Origin of the sequence: Gluconobacter sp. Dm-73 (assembly GCF_018256215.1) — a bacterium.
Lineage (GTDB): Bacteria > Pseudomonadota > Alphaproteobacteria > Acetobacterales > Acetobacteraceae > Gluconobacter > Gluconobacter cadivus.
This window is the reverse complement of record NZ_JAERLW010000012.1, coordinates 87957-102371: the sequence shown is the minus strand read 5'-3', so window position 1 is coordinate 102371 and position 14415 is coordinate 87957. Positions and strand designations below refer to the sequence as shown.

Genomic DNA, 14415 nt, shown 5'->3' with positions numbered 1-14415 from the left:
TGTCATTCCTTCGTAATATTTCCAACTTACATCATGGTCTGTGCACCTCCGCAACATTTGTTTCCTAGCTTGGACACAGATGATCCGAAAGCTGCTGAAGCCGCTTTTCGCGAAGAAGCTGTTCTTGAGGGGAAATGGCGGTTTGATGGGAAGCCATGATCGCCTCAATTTGCTGATCCAACTCTTTGAGCCTCGGCCCAGCCGCTTTCTGCACCGCAATCGCCTGAACCCGATCCGCCACCTCGCGCCCGTAGTCCCGGCCTTCCTGCCCCATCTCCTCCTGCATCTTGCCGAGACGGATCAGTTCCTGAACGTGCTTCTCCCGTTCCTCCTGGGACGTAAAAGGCAGATCCATGCCAAGCGCCTTATAAGGCTTGTTGGACATGCCCTTGGCGACATGGTTCCACAGATCGTCACTGGTGATCTCTGTTTTATCGCCAAGTGCCCGGCCATTACGCACGGCCTCGAACGTGGCGCCGTCCGATATCATGGTCCAGGTCGTGCCCTTGGCCCGGCTCTCCGCCACGTAGGACGTGAACCCGGTTGCGGTCGCGACACCTCGCGGAAGCGCGTTGATATGCTCGTCTGAGGTGAGGCCCTGGGCGGCATCAATGGTCATGGCATGACCGAAACCAAGCAGGATCCGGCCGGTCTTATGGTCCTTCAGCCGCCGCCACTCAACATCTGCCTCCCGACCATCCTTCATCCGGACGCGCAGGCCGTCCTTGCCGTGAGAGACAACCTCCACGACATCGCCGTTGTTACCAACGGTGGTCCCCTTCCCTTCGACCGCCCCCCAGGTGCGCCGGAACAGGCGCAACCTGTCTCCGGCCGCAACCTGAAGCTCGTAGGCCTCGCCGCGCTGATCGACCGCATCGAGCTTGACCTCATCGCGTGAGATCTCCCCACGCTCTTGCAGAATCCTGCGGACAGCACGGCTGAGATCGGCCGCGTCCTGATTGGTCAAGGCCGACATGCTGATGCCACGCGTTGAACCGGACGCGGCCAAGGCGTCGCGGCGCGTGACGTAGAGTTCAGCAATCTGTTGCAGCACTTCGTCCTGATCGCCGCCGACCAGTCGGATCGTGCCGTCCTCTCGCTTCATGTCGATCGCGCGACGCACCTCTTCGAGGTGAAAGGCATTGCGGGGATCGTCCGAGTTTTCCTCGTCCCGGTTGGCGTAGGCTGCCTTCCCTTTGGGGCGAAGCGCTTCCAGCGCATCGGCATCGGGTTTCTCGCCACGGAACAGTCCGGCAATCTCACGATTGCGGGCGGTCGTCTGGCGGACCGTGGACAGCAATTCCGGCATGTCTTCCTTGGCCAGAACCCTGCGCAGGATCTCGACGGTATCACCGGCCTCAATGGACTGTGCCTGCTCCCGATCACCCAGGGCCTTGATGGTACAGCCGCTCGCACGCTGAAGTTCCAGAAGCTGAAGCATCTGGCGCGGTGCGATCTGCCCGACCTCGTCAATGACCAGAACCGTGTTCTCATCCACGGTCTGCTCGCCTTTCTCCAGACGGCTCAGGAAGGGCATCATGGCGTAGCGCTGATGGATGCCGGCATCGCCAAGCGCATCGGCCTGACGCCAGGCCGTCGCAAGACCGATCATCTCACGGCCCTTCTCCGAAAACCGGGTGTCGCGCTTCCAGGCATCCACGAGCGGCTGAAGCAGCGTTGTCTTGCCGGAGCCAGCAACGCCCGTAAGCATCGAGATCTTTCCGGCCTTCCCCAGGGCATAGATTGCCGCCTTCTGGGATTGGCCGTGCTCGTTGTCAAAATCGAGGTCGCAGCGCTCTATGGCCTCTGTGAGTTGGGCATCCGAAAGGGAAGCGCTGCGATCCGCCGAGGCCCGCACAGCTTCTTTGGCGAGCGTCTCTTCGCCCCGGATCTGGGCGGTGTTGGTGACGCGGACCCGATCCTTCTTCACGCAGGACACGAGGCTGACCTGCTCACCCCGAACCTCAAGGCCCTTGTCCTCGATCAGTTTGACGACCTGGTCAATGTCCTCAATGCCCCCTGAGATCCCCGCGCCGATGAGGCCGCGTGCCGCGTACATCCGCAGTTTGTCGTGATCGAGCACAGCAGCCGTCTCGAACTCCTTGCCAAGATGCTTGGCCGCAAACGCATAGGCCTGCTCGTGTCGCTCGGCGACCGTGAGCGCAGGAGCCTCGGCTGTATCGAGAACGCTGTGATGCTCCCATCCGATCTCGGCGGCGCGCTCGCGCCAGGCCTGAGCGTCGTCGGCGGACTCATTTTTCTTCTGCCGGTGCGCCAGACTGGCGGCTTTGAGCATCTTGTTCTTCAGCTCGGCCGTCATGGCATTCCAGTCGTGACCTTCCTTCTCGGCATAGGCCCGAGCGGCCCGCGTCACCTCGGCCGTGCGGCTGGAGAACGCGTCACAGGCCTCCTGCGGGACGGCGGAAATAACAGTCGCCTGCTCTTTGGCGTCATAGGACTGCGCGACCCCGAGTTTGCGAAGCTCATCCGCCAGCTCCGCCTGAAAGAAGGCTCCGAACTCATGGACGCGGGATCGCAGGCGCTTCGTGTCCAGCGACCCCACATGGCCGCTGTCGGTGACAACGACATTGTAGAGTGAATTATGGATGTGCATGTGCGGATCGCCCCCTGTCGGGGCTTCACGCAGATAGGTCGTGTCGGTCTCGGCATCATGCAGGGTCAGGGTCGGACGGGAGGTGCGGTGCCGGTAGGACGTCCAGGCGACCTCCCCAGCCTCTTCTCCGTCTTCCCCGCCGTGGCCGCGTCGGGCAAAGCCCAGCTCACGGGCCACATACTGCATGGTCGCGTCATTAGCCCGCTGCACTGCGTTCCAGATCGCGGCCCCTTCCGCCTGTGTTGGTGCAAACTCGGCAGCCAGCGTGACCGATTTGTGCGGGGCCATGGTCAGGTCGTAGGCGCTGATCTTCCGCTTGGCCTGAGACCATTGCTCGCCATTGTCGGCGCGCTTGCCTTCGAACAGGGCCGCAAGTGTTTCGGTCGTCGGCATGGCACGCCGATCCACGCCGAGCACGTCCGCCATCTTCTGACTCATGCCCGGATTGAAAGAGGCCCGACCATCGCGGCCGAGGTAGTAGTTCGTGAGGCGCTGACCGTCGCCGTCAGGCACCTTGCCGGTGTCCGTGCGAAAATCGTGCTCTGGATCCGGCGCGCCCTCGGTAAAATAGGCGGCCACGAACCGGCCGTTGCACTCCGCCGAGATCTTGCGGAAGGTCATCATGACGGGCGGCCATCCTCTGCTTTCGGGCGAACTTTGCGGCCTTCAAGCAGATCATTGTTGCGGGCGGTCGTATGGTCGATGCGCCTGATGACCGGCTCCTGATCCTTCATCAGCTCGACCAGACGCGCAAGAATGTCGTCCAGTGTCGGGCCGTCCCCCTTCTCCGAGGGGGTCAGAAGCTCAATCAGGATACTCAGCTTTTCGCTGATGAACCGGATCTCTTCTCCCTGCTCGTCAGAGCGGGTGAGAAGATGCTGAAGAAGCTCCCGATCCGAAACATCGGTCTCGGGAGCGCGGTCGGGGGTCTGGGTCTGATCTGTCATGAGGGCAGGATAGAAAGCCCTCATGCGACTGAGATTATTTCGTCGTCGCCTTCGCTAACGCCAGGGCTTTGTTCTCCGATGCTCGCTGGATCCATTGTGCATATCGAGCACTAATCGAGATGGCGTGGTCTAGCTGCTGGAAGCCTTCATCAGAGAGCAACGTCTCCGCCAGCATCGCCACCTCCGTACGATACGCTCGCCAGAGAGAGCCCACTAGCTTCGTAGAGTTTACCAAAGTCTGTAGGTCTGCCTGCTCATAATCAAGCAGAACTTCCTCCATATCCCGCACTTCAACATGCAAAGGCCGACCCGGCAGACTCAGAACCATGTACCGTCCCGGCAACTGACGCATTTCCTGAAGTCGCGTAAGATCGGCGGGGTCGGGTGACTGCGCTTCTGCGATCGGCAGCTTCACCCCAGGGCGTGAATAGAATCCGTTTCGTCTGATACTCGGCAGAACCTCCTTGGTCACACGCCGTCGAAACGTGACGGCAAGAGGAAGCTGAGACTTGACCAGAAAGTGGTACAAGCCGCTTTCGCTAACCATGACCTGATCCTGGACGCCGCTCTCCGAAGGCAACGGGACTATCTGCCGTTCATCATCGTCCAAGCCCCGTGCGGCGCGCGTGGGTGAAGAATGACCAATGGCACGGCAAATGTCAGTCATACGAAACCAAACCTCCCCATCTTTTACGAAGGTCGCGTAATCGACACCGTTGAAGTCGAACAGGCCGCCAGATTTGAAGCTGGGATCTACGAGGCGCGTGTTCTTTTGAAGGCGTTTTTGGGTGGCCATGCTTCTCTCCTGTTGAGGTGGCTGCTCGCTATGAGGCGCGCCTTTCTTCCTCTTTCGGACGCCATGGTGCCGGGCCATTCTGCGACTTAGAGCAACGGCACGTTCCTGATGGGGGGGGGGTGACAGATTGTCACACCCCCCCCCCTCCTTCTGCCTCTCGGCGGCGAAGCCGTCCGCACCAACGGTGCAATGGTCTATGAAGAAGCTCTTTTCTTTGCCTCATAGTTGCCTCGTCAATTCTCAATCCTGCCTCGTAGTCGCTTCGCACTAGCCTCGAAATGGCTTCGGAGACGCCTCGTAGATGCCTCCATGATGCCTCGAACTTGACACGGAGATGCCTCGCCTGCGAAAGAGGTCCGACGCACCAGAGGCCGTGAAAACGGTTCAGAGTGCGAGGTGTGTCCAGAACGGACACAAAGCGGGGGCGAAAGTGATCATGTCCAAGGCACTGAGAGAGATTCAGGAGGCACACAAGACACGCCCTGCTCAACCGCACTCGAAAGCCGTCTATCAGTGGCTCAGAAAAAATCAGGACATCGTGTCTGAACTTCGCGAGGCGAAAATCGCCACCTGGGAGATGATCGCCGAAGCCGCGAAAAAGGATGGTGTGGAGGTCGAACTCTCTCGGGTTGGACTTGGGGCCATCAGAAAAATGTGGTCACGCCTCAAGAGCGAGCGAGAGAAAATCACAGTCGGAAAACCGGCAAACGACGCACCCGATCAGACGCCAGAACCGCCGAGCCGAACCCCGGCAGACTGGCGGCCTGCCGCTGTGGAAGAGTATTACGCGGAACGTGAGGAAAGACCCGTCGCGCCGCCACCTGCCGCCACGCCACAGGTGCCCGCCATTTCGGCCGCCGTAACGTCACCGTCCTCCAGAAACGCGGACCCGCATACGAACATTTCTGCTGAGGGTCGCCAGTCTCTGGAACACATCCGGGCAAAGCTCCGGGCGCGCAGAGAAGAGAAAAGAAGGCTCACGCCAGACTGATTTTTTTCTGAGCAGCGGAGTTAAGTCGCAGAATGGCCCGGCACTATGGCGTCTGAAAGAGGAAGAGAAGCCCATCTCACAGTGAGGGGGCTGCCTCATCAGGAGCCGACCATCCATGACCAAGGATATTGCCGCCAAAGCCCCCACAGGCGCTGCCGACCAGAAGGCAGCCGCCCCCAAGCGCAAGCCGGTTATTTTTACGATCATTGGCCGTCAGCGGGTCGGGAAAACGACCCTGCTTAATGCTCTCGCCCAGACGATCCACGAGCAGGGCGGCACACCCGAAATCTGGAACACCGATCTGCTGAACCGGTCGCACTCCATTTCCAGTTTCCATGATGCGAAAAGCCCCACAGGCGGTGACACGAAACGTCAGCGGAAATGGCTGGAAGAAAAGATCCAGTCTCTCATGGAAAGTCGCCATGACGCCATTCTCGACATAGGCGGCGGATGGACAGCGCTGCATGAGTTAATCAGCACGGAATCACTGACACGCGCCCTCGACATGATGGGCATCACGCTCTCAGTGGCGTTCCTCATCGGCCATGAACGCGCAGATCTCGATTATCTGGAAGACCTCCAAACGAACAAGAAGTTCTCTCCCCGGAACGCCGCAGTCATTCTCAACGAAGGCCTTATTCCTCCTTCCCTGGACGTGGATGACGTCTTTGAAGAGGTTGCCATTCACCCCGCGGTTGTCGAAGCCATGGACAATGGCGCAAAGCTGGTCCTCTATCCGGCCGCCGAGCCCATGAAAGACGTCTGTGACCGAACGCTCACGTTCCGCGCCTATGCCGAGGGCGAACAAAAGGACGGGTTCCCGACCACCTCAATCTTTGACCGGCTCGCGATTGACCGTTGGTACCGCCGTGACTTCCCGGTCTTCCTGCGGGAGCTAGGCGAGCCTCGCCTACCGAATATGCCTAAAGGCCTCCCTGTTCCGGCCGAAAGTGACGTGTAATGTCTGACGGCCTTACCCAGAGGATTTCCGACTGTCAGGCCAGATTTGAAAGCTCACTGGATGCGCTCCGTGAGCAGACGCATCGGTGGACGCTTCGGCCGCGTTCACCAGAGGCCAAGGTTTTGGACGGCCTCATGATCCTGATGGAGATGAACAATCTTCATCAGGCCCTCCTTCTCAAGGATCGTGAACACTCCGAAGCAGCGCACAGAGCGCTGTTTCAGGAGGCCGAGAAACGGATGGAGCAGTGTGTCGCGAAGTGCGAGAGCCTGCTGGATCAGTGCACACGCTCGGCAACGGAGGAGGTGATTGAGGTCAGGCGCGCTCTCCATGAGGGCGTGGCAGCCTCTCGCCAGCTTCAGAAGATTGACGAAAAGACCGTCAAGGCAAAGGTCGCGGAAGTCCTTGGTACGGTCAAAGGTGAAATCGCCGAGAGCATGAAGGCCCAGATCGTGATGGCGGGCAGCCGGGTTCGAAGGGACGAAATCAGCAAGCGGGCCGGATGGTTCGCCACCATGATCGTCGGGGGAACCGTGTTTGGAATTATCCTCGATCACCTCATTTAGGTGTGTCCAAAACGGACACACCGCCTTGCGCCATCAGACAGCGTTTCAAACAGCCCTCAAAGTCGCAGACGACAGGCGGATACTGAGCCCCCCAACACAGGAGTGCTCAATGCCGCCCCCCGTCAAACAATCCTTTCTGATCACAGGTCTGGCCCTCTCAGCCGGACTTGGCCTCAGCGGTTCGTGCCAGGCGCAGTCGATCGAAGTGCCTAACGGCCTGCCGGAAGTCCCGCATGTCGTCTATCCGGAAGTCGGCCTGCCGAACTTCACGGTCCCAGCCGGAACCGTCCAGCAGATCGGCGGAGACGGCAAGGTCATCCAGACCACTCAGCCCGTTTCGACCGGATCGGATTCATTGCAAACGCTCTACAGCCGCGCATGGGGCTATCAGGCCGCTGACAATGCTTCTTCCCTTGGCGTGAACCCGGCTGCTTTGGCCGCGACGTGTCAGGTGGAGTCCGGCTGTCAGAATGTCTATACGGCCACCGGATCAGGCCACACCATCACAGGCGCGTTCCAGATGGCAAATGGCACATACACAGAGGAGATGAACAAGGCGCTCGCATCCAATCCAGGACTTGCCAGTACCATCACATCAGGCACAGCAGGTCAGCAGGATCCAGCCACCCAGGCTGTTGCCGCCGCCCAATACATGAAGGAAGAAGCGACCACCTTGCAGGCGCAGGGGATCAGCAATCCAACGGCGCTGGACACGAGAGCTATGTATAATTTCGGTAGTCATGCGGGAGCTCAAGTTGCACAAGCCGATGACAGCGCTCTGATGTCGGACTTCATTTCCTCTACTGCCATGAGCAATAATAACATCTCATCAGGAACGACAGTCGGCGAATGGCGGCAGAGCACTGCGAACAAGATGGGGACCGGTGCAAACGCTCCCGTACTCCAGAGTTAAATGACAGAAGACAGAGAACCGGATACCCAATCACCATGAAACATAAATTTCTCCTTCTGGCAGTTTTGGCGGCGTCTTATTCCTTCAGTGCATCTGCATCGCCGAACAAGCCTGTCAGCCCCCTGGCGGGATATAAGTGCCTGGCTCTCAACGCGACAGATGCGCAGATGATGGATCCGAACTTCTCCATTCCATTCCGCGAAAGCCCGTCCGATCAGGCTGCGGTGGTGGCGCCTGCAACCACCCTCGTCCCGGTGAACACTGCCGTCCAGCCCGTTAACGGATATTATCAGACGGTAAACCTCGCACGGAAGACCATGTGGATTTCGGCGAAGTGGTTACAGCCCTATGCCAATGTCCATCCGGGACGGACCTGCACGCCATACGTCATGACCAACGGAAGCGTAGGCTTTGTTTTCGCTAACCAATAAAAAGAGGCAGCCTCCGGGCTGCCTCTTTCATATCCCCTGAGCCTGGACGTGGAGACACCGGAACCCACCACGTCGCGGGCAATGTCACCCGGCTTTGCGGATCTCGGCGAGAATAGGATCGGCCTTTCTCTGCCGGGGGCAGGGATAGGCCAGATGGGCCGCTTCCAGATCCAGAAGCCACAGGGACAGATCAGCCGGAAGTGAGGACGTGCCGTCCAGGCAGCGCCGGAACTGGTTGCGGTGCATATCGCATTTCTCGGCAGCCTGACGCTCGGACCATCCGATCCGGAACAGGGCAAGAGACAGGCGCGGCCCGGTCAGGTGCTTCGGGCGGCTATCGAGAGGGGAAAGGCTCTTCGTCATGCGAGCATCCTGCCCCCGCGTTCTGCGACTGAACGCAAAAAATCTCGCCTTGAAACACGCCTTTAGAATGGCCACGAACCACCGGAAAACCTTGCCATTCCGGGCAAAAACCGCTATTTTTTTCCTATGAGTTCAGCCAAAACCCTCTTCGCTCCGACGCCTTTTTCCGCTCTTTCGGATGAAGAGCGCGCGCGCCGTCAGGACGCGGTCGAGTGGACTCTCGCGGCCCAGAGACGGCAGGGCTACACGCATGATCCCCTTATCGAGGATGCCTGCCAGTCGTTCGTTGCGGGGCAGATCGACCTTGCTGAACTGGGGCGGAGACTGAATCCCGCCCTCTGACGCGTCGATGCCTCCCGTCCACGGTTACACCTACCCGAACGTCTCCGACGATCCGGACCAGACAGACGTCCTGCGGAACCGGCTCGGCCTTCGCCGCCATTCCGAACTTCACCCTGAAGAATACCGCCGCACCAGCCACAGGATTCTGGAAATCCGGCTGGGTCTGGGGCCAACCGGCCATTTCGATGCCGACCACCTGAAGGCAATTCATCGGCATATCTTCCAGGACGTCTATGAATGGGCGGGCCACATGCGCCACGAAAGGCCAGTCGTGGACGGGGCACGGGTCGAGCCAATCGGCTCGATGCGGAAAGGCACAACCACCTTCCTGCCCGGCTCCCACATCGACATGGGGCTGACCGAGGCCTTCAAGCCCATCCGCGACCCGGACGTCCTGAAGAACTCCACGCCGGAACAGTTCGCGGCCATCGCCGGAAAGGTTCTGAACGAACTCAATTATGTCCATCCGTACAGGGAGGGCAACGGCCGAACGCAGGACGCGTTCATCGCGGAACTCGGCCGACACTACGGGCATAATGTGGACCTCTCCGTCATCACGAGAGCCCGCATGGTGTCCGCCTCCATCGCCGGCACGCAGGATCCAGACCATCCGGCCATGGCTGCCCTGCTGACGGACGCCAGCTCGCCCGCCCGCACCCGTGCCCTGAAGGAGCTGATGCAGGACATGGGCTCCGGTCCTGCCGCAAGGCCGCTGGATGACCTCGTCATCCGCACGGCCGCGCCTGGGGAAACTGTCTCGGGGATCTTCAAAACACGAACCAGACTCTCCGGTGCGTTTGAAACGCCTGACGGGATCGTGGCGGTGCCTGTCGCGGATCTGCGAAACGCTGTCCGAAAGAACGGCGGGTACACCGTCACCGTGCAGTCCGATTTTTTGACGGCCTCTGCTGCTCCGGTGCTTCGGCCCGTACCGCGTCCGGTGATCCCGGCTGTCTTCGGGCCTGCGGAAGAGAAACGAGAAAGCGCGCTCCTGGCACAGGCCAAGGAAGAAGGCCGCAAGGCCGCCGCCTCTCTTCATGCGTTCTGGTCGGCCCCGCCTTCCCTCGTCTGCCGCGACATCGAGACCGCCATCCGCCAGGAGGGCGGCGATGCAGCACAGGCCTTCAACGGCATGAAGGCCGGAGGCCGTCATGCGGCGCTCGGGAAAGAGATCGAAAAAGAACTGCGCCACAATCCCACCTTCGCGCGCGAGCTGGGCAAGGTGCAGAAGGACATGGCAGCCTATGGCGACAGTCGGGAAAAGGCCTTTGCGTTCGGCGCCGCTCACGGTCGGGAAACAGAAGTCCTGACAGACCTGGCCGGGACGGATCGGGAGATCGCCCGCCATGCCAGCCGGACTCCCACCTCTGAACCGGGTCGCGCCCTGATTCAGACCCTGACCGGCCAGCCCGCCCTAACCGCCACGGCAGACCCGACAGGCCGCCCGTCTCTTTCGTCTGCCCGAACACCCGGCCCCGGCTGATCGCCCCTCGTTTTCCTAGACCCATCCTGCCTGTGCGGCGAGCACACTGACGGCGACGAAAGAGGAATGGAGGTGGCGTTTTCCTGAGCCCATCCTGCTACCGGCCAAGACGGGCGACGGGACAGGCCGTCAAGCCCGGAGCGTCCTGAGCAAGGGGGGCTGGCCTGCGGCTGATGCGGGGTCGCGTGCGGCCCTGCAGCAGACGCGGGCCTGACACCTGCCGCCGAGGGTCGCGCAGTGGCTTTACGGACTGGCACGGCGACTGTCAGACTGAACGCTGGATGCGAGGCCGCCTCCATGGAACGTGCCTCTCCGGACAGTCCGCAGGGCTGGCCGGGGAGGTTGAGGAGCCGTCTCACGAGCAGATCATGCAGACCAGGACCGCCCGATATTGGAAAAAGGATGCGGGTGAACCGTTACCCGGAAGAGCCGAGACGCAGGGGGCAGACGCCCGACTGAGGGCGGCTGGACCCTGTGGCTCGGTCGAACTTGGCGACGCAGGAGCCTAGTGAGATAGAGTGAACGAACCCGTCAGGGCCGCCCCGAACCCTTTTTCTGCCAGTCGCATCTTTCCGCGTCATTCTGCCCTTCTGAAGCAAAAAACACGCTCTCATCCGAGGCGTCCGCTTCGTGATTAAGGACATGAATCAGATGCTCACCATTCCGACGGTCTGGCCGTATTTCCTCTTTCTCTTTGGCCTCCAATGGCTGATCGCGGCTATTCGTGAGCGAAATAACGCCAAGTTTCTCGGCACGCCTTTTGCGCTCTTCCACATCGCTTCTGGGGGTATGGCGACGATGATGCTGTGGCTCCGCCGCTCGACCCGCTACGCTCTTTTTTTGGCGGTTCCGGTTACGGCGCTGTGCGCTGTTCTCTCGCTTGGCCTCTATCTTCTGGGCCATGAGAAAGAGGCGGTCAGCGCTCTCGACGTGGCTCTGATGGCCGGATTTGGAGGCTGGCTTCTCGAATTGCTCTCGTCCATGATCGAAGAAATCTGAACGCTCTGCTTCTTCGATTGCCTCGCGCAGCCCCCCTGTGGGGGGCGAGCACTGGGGGCATCACACTTCGCGCCGACGAGGCGCGTCCGCTTTTGCGGGAAAAACCGAGCCGGGGACACCAGTGGGCGGACGGGAGAAGAGGCCGAAGGCAACGCCGAGGCCGTCAGCGCGGCCCCGGTGGGTGGCCGGACCTGCTGGCCCAGCCTGTGAGGGTTAGAGAACGGCCCCCCACTGTGCGGCGCGGACGTTCTCGGTAAGGGTGCGGCCGTTGTCCTTCACGTAAGGCTTCCAGTCTTCTCCGAACAATTCGCGGTAGGCGTCACATGCGCCCTGAGCCATGACGGCGAGCGCGTAAGCCTTCGGGGCCTGCGCTGCTGCAAAGCGGACGGCGCGGTCAACGCGGTTTTCCCCGCCGTCGATGCCCTGCCGGTCTTCGTCGCGGCTTTCGTTGCTGAAAGAGTTCTGCTCGTCGCGGGCAATCTGGCGCTTGTTCTCGTAGAAGTTGGCGGCCCCATAGGCAGAGCGGACCATGCCGTCCACGAGGCGGCCAAGGTGCATTTCCATGGCCTTGAAATTGCGCTCGCCCCGGAAGTCGGTGACGATCAGAACGTCCTCAAGAAGCGCATACTGGTCGCGGATCATGCTCAAACCGGCCCCCATCAGCTCGTCATAGTCGCCAGCCTCGAAACCGAAATGCTGAACAATGGCGGAAATCTTGTCATCATTGGGGGCGATGCGGAGAACGTCGGCCAGCGTGGGGGAGGCAATGGCCTTTGTGCGGTCGCGGGCTTCGTTGAAACGACGGACGGCGGAAGGGCTGGCCTTGTTTGCGGCCTTGCTGTTCTGGGCCTTCGGTGCGATTGTGGTTGCTGCGTCGGACATGAAAATTGCCTTTCTAGTCTAGCGAAGTCCCGTTCGGTAGTACCAATACCGTTCGGGGCGCTTTGTCTTGAGAGCCAATCCCTCTCGACAAGTAAAAGATAGCCTTTCCGGCCTTTCATGACAAGAGAAAAAGCGCAGAAAACCGCCACAAAACGCGGTTTATTTTCGCATGACAAGTAAAAAGATTGCTTGATTACTTCATGAATACCCGTCGTCTTCCTAGACCCATCCTGCCCGTGCGGCGAGCACACTGACGGCGACGAGAGTGGAAGGGCTGCGTCGTTTTCCTGAGCCCATCCTGCCACCGGCCAAGACGGGCGACGGAACAGGCCGTCAAGCCCGGAGCGTCCGGAGCAAGGGTGGCTGGCCTGCGGCTGATGCGGGGTCGCGTGCGGCCCTGCAGCAGACGCGGGCCTGACACCTGCCGCCGAGGGTCGCGCAGTGGCTTTACGGACTGGCACGGCGACTGTCAGACTGAACGCTGGATGCGAGGACGCTGCCCTGGAACGTGCCTCCCCGGACGGTCCGAAGGACTGACCGGGGAGGTTGAGGAGCCGTCTCACGAACCGATCATCCAGACCACGACCGTCCGTTCATGAAAAAGGATGCGGGTGAACCGTTACCCGGAAGGGCCGAGACGCAGGGGGCAGACGCCCGACTGAGGGCGGCTGGACCCTGTGGCTCGGTCGAACTTGGCGACGCAGGAGCCTAGTGAGATAGAGTGAACGAACCCTTCAGGGCCGCCCCGAACCCTCTTTCCGCCTGCCCTTCAAATCACCCAAGGATCGGTATCGCAGAAAGACAAAAGACCGCTCCCTACCGCCCTGATCTCTTTCTTCATCTTCCTCCTCAGAACCCTGCGCTCCTGACGCGCTTTCCGTCTCTTCTTTTCGCTGGCCTTCCAGCGGTCCCGCAGGACATCACGCAGTTCCGGGCACTGTGCGCTGATCTGCCCATAGGACTGACGCCGGAACCGGGCAACGCCGCCGAAGCGGTCGATCCCGGCCAGCAGGGTGCTCCTGCCGATCTCCGGATAGAAGATCACGCCAACGCCATCCTCCGCATCGGGTGTTGAGGGCAATCGAAGGAAGAGGGTGGCGAAGCCGTCCGTTGTCTCAACCCATCCCGGCACCGGCCCTGCCTGTTGGCGCAAAGGCATCAGGTCAAAGTGGGGACAGTTCTCGGCTATGGCAGTCGCGAGAGGCGGAGACCTGTGCCAGAAGCTGGCGCTACATCCCGGCCAGTCTTTTGTGGCGTCTGTCGGAAACAGGATTCCGAAGACTGTTATGAGATCCGCTTCATAGGCAAGCTGACCGCCCTGCCATTTGGCAAAGGCCGGATCATCGAAGCAGTCGAAATACTCCATTCCCCGGATGCTGACGTCTGGATATTCGTCAGACAACCCAAGCCCATGACCAAGAAATGAGGTCCCGATCCCGCTTTCGAGGGTCATCACGAGTGTTGTCTCATCCTCCCACGTCATGTGTTCGGGTGCGCAGGTCCGGTAGGCGCGCTCTCTGGCGATCTGGCGCAAACGGTCCTGTGGGCCGGTGAGCGTGAAGACTGTTATAACGGGAGTAGGCATGGAGAACATCCTTTTTCATTTTCTGGATGCTTTCCTGCGGGCGCAGACGGCTGGACGGGACAATGGCGCGCCCTTAGGGCGCGGGCCGCGTGCGGCCGAACCATTGTGGCGGCCGGACGGCCTGTGACGCGTCTTCCCCTTTTCTTCTCCCGCCTCTTTTCATGAAACGCCTTCAAAATTGCTTATCATGGGGCAAGGCGTGCAGCCGAAACGTGAACGACATAATAAAAAAAGATTTAAGTCCATAATGCCAGCGTAATACATAGCCATATTCATCTTGATTTAAGAACCAGACCGGATACGCAAAAAACAAATATCCCGGCAATCATAATGTCGATTTGTAGCTGAATGAGATCATCAACCGAATATAATTGATCCATTTTAATGACATCACGTTTTATTCCGGATACACGTCGCACATCATTGTGCGACCGAGTGAGGGCGCTGGAAAAATACAGAGACCGTCAAGTCGCAGAACACGCCGGTAGAGTCAGGATACCGATTACCGGACCGGAGATATGCCATGCGCTTTGCCAGCCCCC

15 protein-coding genes are annotated in these 14415 nt (G+C 60.1%); 9 read left to right on the top strand and 6 right to left on the bottom strand.

Annotated elements, in window-relative coordinates:
* Positions 1-64: 64 nt before the first annotated feature.
* The 3 genes from mobF to JK176_RS12855 are packed head-to-tail and all read right to left on the bottom strand — an operon-like array spanning position 65 to position 4357.
* Positions 65-3238, bottom strand: coding sequence for a MobF family relaxase (gene mobF, locus JK176_RS12865; RefSeq protein WP_211588182.1), 3174 nt, complete (start codon positions 3236-3238; stop codon positions 65-67).
* Positions 3235-3561 carry a hypothetical protein gene (locus JK176_RS12860; protein WP_249194502.1) on the bottom strand — a complete coding sequence of 109 codons (327 nt, stop codon included), beginning with the start codon at positions 3559-3561 and terminating at the stop codon, positions 3235-3237. The genes mobF and JK176_RS12860 overlap by 4 nt, the downstream gene beginning before the upstream one ends.
* Before the next feature lie 34 nt (positions 3562-3595).
* Positions 3596-4357, bottom strand: coding sequence for a BRO family protein (locus JK176_RS12855; RefSeq protein ID WP_211588180.1), 762 nt, complete (start codon positions 4355-4357; stop codon positions 3596-3598).
* Between the two features lie 436 nt (positions 4358-4793).
* Between JK176_RS12855 and JK176_RS12850 the strand changes: the two genes are divergently transcribed.
* The 5 genes from JK176_RS12850 to JK176_RS12830 all read left to right on the top strand — a co-directional run bounded on the left by JK176_RS12850 (position 4794) and on the right by JK176_RS12830 (position 8219).
* On the top strand, positions 4794-5348 hold the full coding sequence (locus JK176_RS12850) for a hypothetical protein (protein ID WP_211588179.1): 555 nt from the start codon (positions 4794-4796) through the stop codon (positions 5346-5348).
* Positions 5349-5463: 115 nt separating this feature from the next.
* Positions 5464-6309: a hypothetical protein gene (locus JK176_RS12845; RefSeq protein ID WP_077804183.1), complete on the top strand. Its 846-nt coding sequence runs from the start codon at positions 5464-5466 to the stop codon at positions 6307-6309.
* Positions 6309-6875, top strand: a complete 567-nt coding sequence (locus JK176_RS12840) for a hypothetical protein (RefSeq protein WP_211588178.1) — start codon at positions 6309-6311, stop codon at positions 6873-6875. Before JK176_RS12845 ends, JK176_RS12840 begins: the two co-directional genes overlap by 1 nt.
* A 109-nt stretch (positions 6876-6984) precedes the next feature.
* Positions 6985-7788 carry a hypothetical protein gene (locus JK176_RS12835; RefSeq protein WP_211588177.1) on the top strand — a complete coding sequence of 268 codons (804 nt, stop codon included), beginning with the start codon at positions 6985-6987 and terminating at the stop codon, positions 7786-7788.
* Positions 7789-7823: 35 nt separating this feature from the next.
* Positions 7824-8219 (top strand): hypothetical protein, encoded by a 396-nt coding sequence (locus tag JK176_RS12830; protein ID WP_211588176.1) that lies wholly within the window; start codon positions 7824-7826, stop codon positions 8217-8219.
* Positions 8220-8303: 84 nt separating this feature from the next.
* Here the strand turns inward: JK176_RS12830 and JK176_RS15005 are convergent, their stop codons facing one another.
* Entirely contained in the window at positions 8304-8582 is a 279-nt protein-coding gene (locus JK176_RS15005; RefSeq protein WP_249194501.1) for a hypothetical protein, read from the bottom strand.
* A gap of 126 nt (positions 8583-8708) precedes the next feature.
* Here JK176_RS15005 and JK176_RS15000 point away from each other — a divergent pair, with 126 nt between their 5' ends.
* The 3 genes from JK176_RS15000 to JK176_RS12815 all read left to right on the top strand — a co-directional run bounded on the left by JK176_RS15000 (position 8709) and on the right by JK176_RS12815 (position 11406).
* On the top strand, positions 8709-8924 hold the full coding sequence (locus JK176_RS15000) for an antitoxin VbhA family protein (RefSeq protein ID WP_063905511.1): 216 nt from the start codon (positions 8709-8711) through the stop codon (positions 8922-8924).
* Positions 8925-8931: 7 nt separating this feature from the next.
* The gene (locus JK176_RS12820; RefSeq protein ID WP_211588175.1) at positions 8932-10407 is read left to right on the top strand and encodes a Fic family protein; all 1476 of its coding nucleotides are present in this window, start codon (positions 8932-8934) and stop codon (positions 10405-10407) included.
* A gap of 651 nt (positions 10408-11058) precedes the next feature.
* Positions 11059-11406 carry a hypothetical protein gene (locus JK176_RS12815; protein WP_211588174.1) on the top strand — a complete coding sequence of 116 codons (348 nt, stop codon included), beginning with the start codon at positions 11059-11061 and terminating at the stop codon, positions 11404-11406.
* Between the two features lie 213 nt (positions 11407-11619).
* Here the strand turns inward: JK176_RS12815 and JK176_RS12810 are convergent, their stop codons facing one another.
* Entirely contained in the window at positions 11620-12288 is a 669-nt protein-coding gene (locus JK176_RS12810) for a hypothetical protein (protein ID WP_211588173.1), read from the bottom strand.
* 769 nt (positions 12289-13057) lie between these two features.
* Positions 13058-13873 (bottom strand): hypothetical protein, encoded by an 816-nt coding sequence (locus JK176_RS12805; RefSeq protein WP_249194500.1) that lies wholly within the window; start codon positions 13871-13873, stop codon positions 13058-13060.
* On the opposite strand from JK176_RS12805, the gene JK176_RS15150 reads away from it, so the two are divergent.
* Positions 13872-14000 carry a hypothetical protein gene (locus JK176_RS15150; protein WP_283091985.1) on the top strand — a complete coding sequence of 43 codons (129 nt, stop codon included), beginning with the start codon at positions 13872-13874 and terminating at the stop codon, positions 13998-14000. The two genes, JK176_RS12805 and JK176_RS15150, sit on opposite strands and share 2 nt — an antisense overlap.
* Positions 14001-14415 lie beyond the last annotated feature (415 nt).

Coding starts and splice junctions, on each gene's coding strand:
- JK176_RS12840 (WP_211588178.1), top strand. CDS start 6,309: ATGTCTGACGGCCTTACCCAGAGGATTTCCGACTGTCAGGCCAGATTT.
- JK176_RS12815 (WP_211588174.1), top strand. CDS start 11,059: ATGCTCACCATTCCGACGGTCTGGCCGTATTTCCTCTTTCTCTTTGGC.
- JK176_RS12835 (WP_211588177.1), top strand. CDS start 6,985: ATGCCGCCCCCCGTCAAACAATCCTTTCTGATCACAGGTCTGGCCCTC.
- JK176_RS12810 (WP_211588173.1), bottom strand. CDS start 12,288: ATGTCCGACGCAGCAACCACAATCGCACCGAAGGCCCAGAACAGCAAG.
- JK176_RS12860 (WP_249194502.1), bottom strand. CDS start 3,561: ATGACAGATCAGACCCAGACCCCCGACCGCGCTCCCGAGACCGATGTT.
- JK176_RS12820 (WP_211588175.1), top strand. CDS start 8,932: ATGCCTCCCGTCCACGGTTACACCTACCCGAACGTCTCCGACGATCCG.
- JK176_RS12850 (WP_211588179.1), top strand. CDS start 4,794: ATGTCCAAGGCACTGAGAGAGATTCAGGAGGCACACAAGACACGCCCT.
- JK176_RS12830 (WP_211588176.1), top strand. CDS start 7,824: ATGAAACATAAATTTCTCCTTCTGGCAGTTTTGGCGGCGTCTTATTCC.
- JK176_RS15150 (WP_283091985.1), top strand. CDS start 13,872: ATGGAGAACATCCTTTTTCATTTTCTGGATGCTTTCCTGCGGGCGCAG.
- JK176_RS15000 (WP_063905511.1), top strand. CDS start 8,709: ATGAGTTCAGCCAAAACCCTCTTCGCTCCGACGCCTTTTTCCGCTCTT.
- JK176_RS12805 (WP_249194500.1), bottom strand. CDS start 13,873: ATGCCTACTCCCGTTATAACAGTCTTCACGCTCACCGGCCCACAGGAC.
- mobF (WP_211588182.1), bottom strand. CDS start 3,238: ATGATGACCTTCCGCAAGATCTCGGCGGAGTGCAACGGCCGGTTCGTG.
- JK176_RS15005 (WP_249194501.1), bottom strand. CDS start 8,582: ATGACGAAGAGCCTTTCCCCTCTCGATAGCCGCCCGAAGCACCTGACC.
- JK176_RS12845 (WP_077804183.1), top strand. CDS start 5,464: ATGACCAAGGATATTGCCGCCAAAGCCCCCACAGGCGCTGCCGACCAG.
- JK176_RS12855 (WP_211588180.1), bottom strand. CDS start 4,357: ATGGCCACCCAAAAACGCCTTCAAAAGAACACGCGCCTCGTAGATCCC.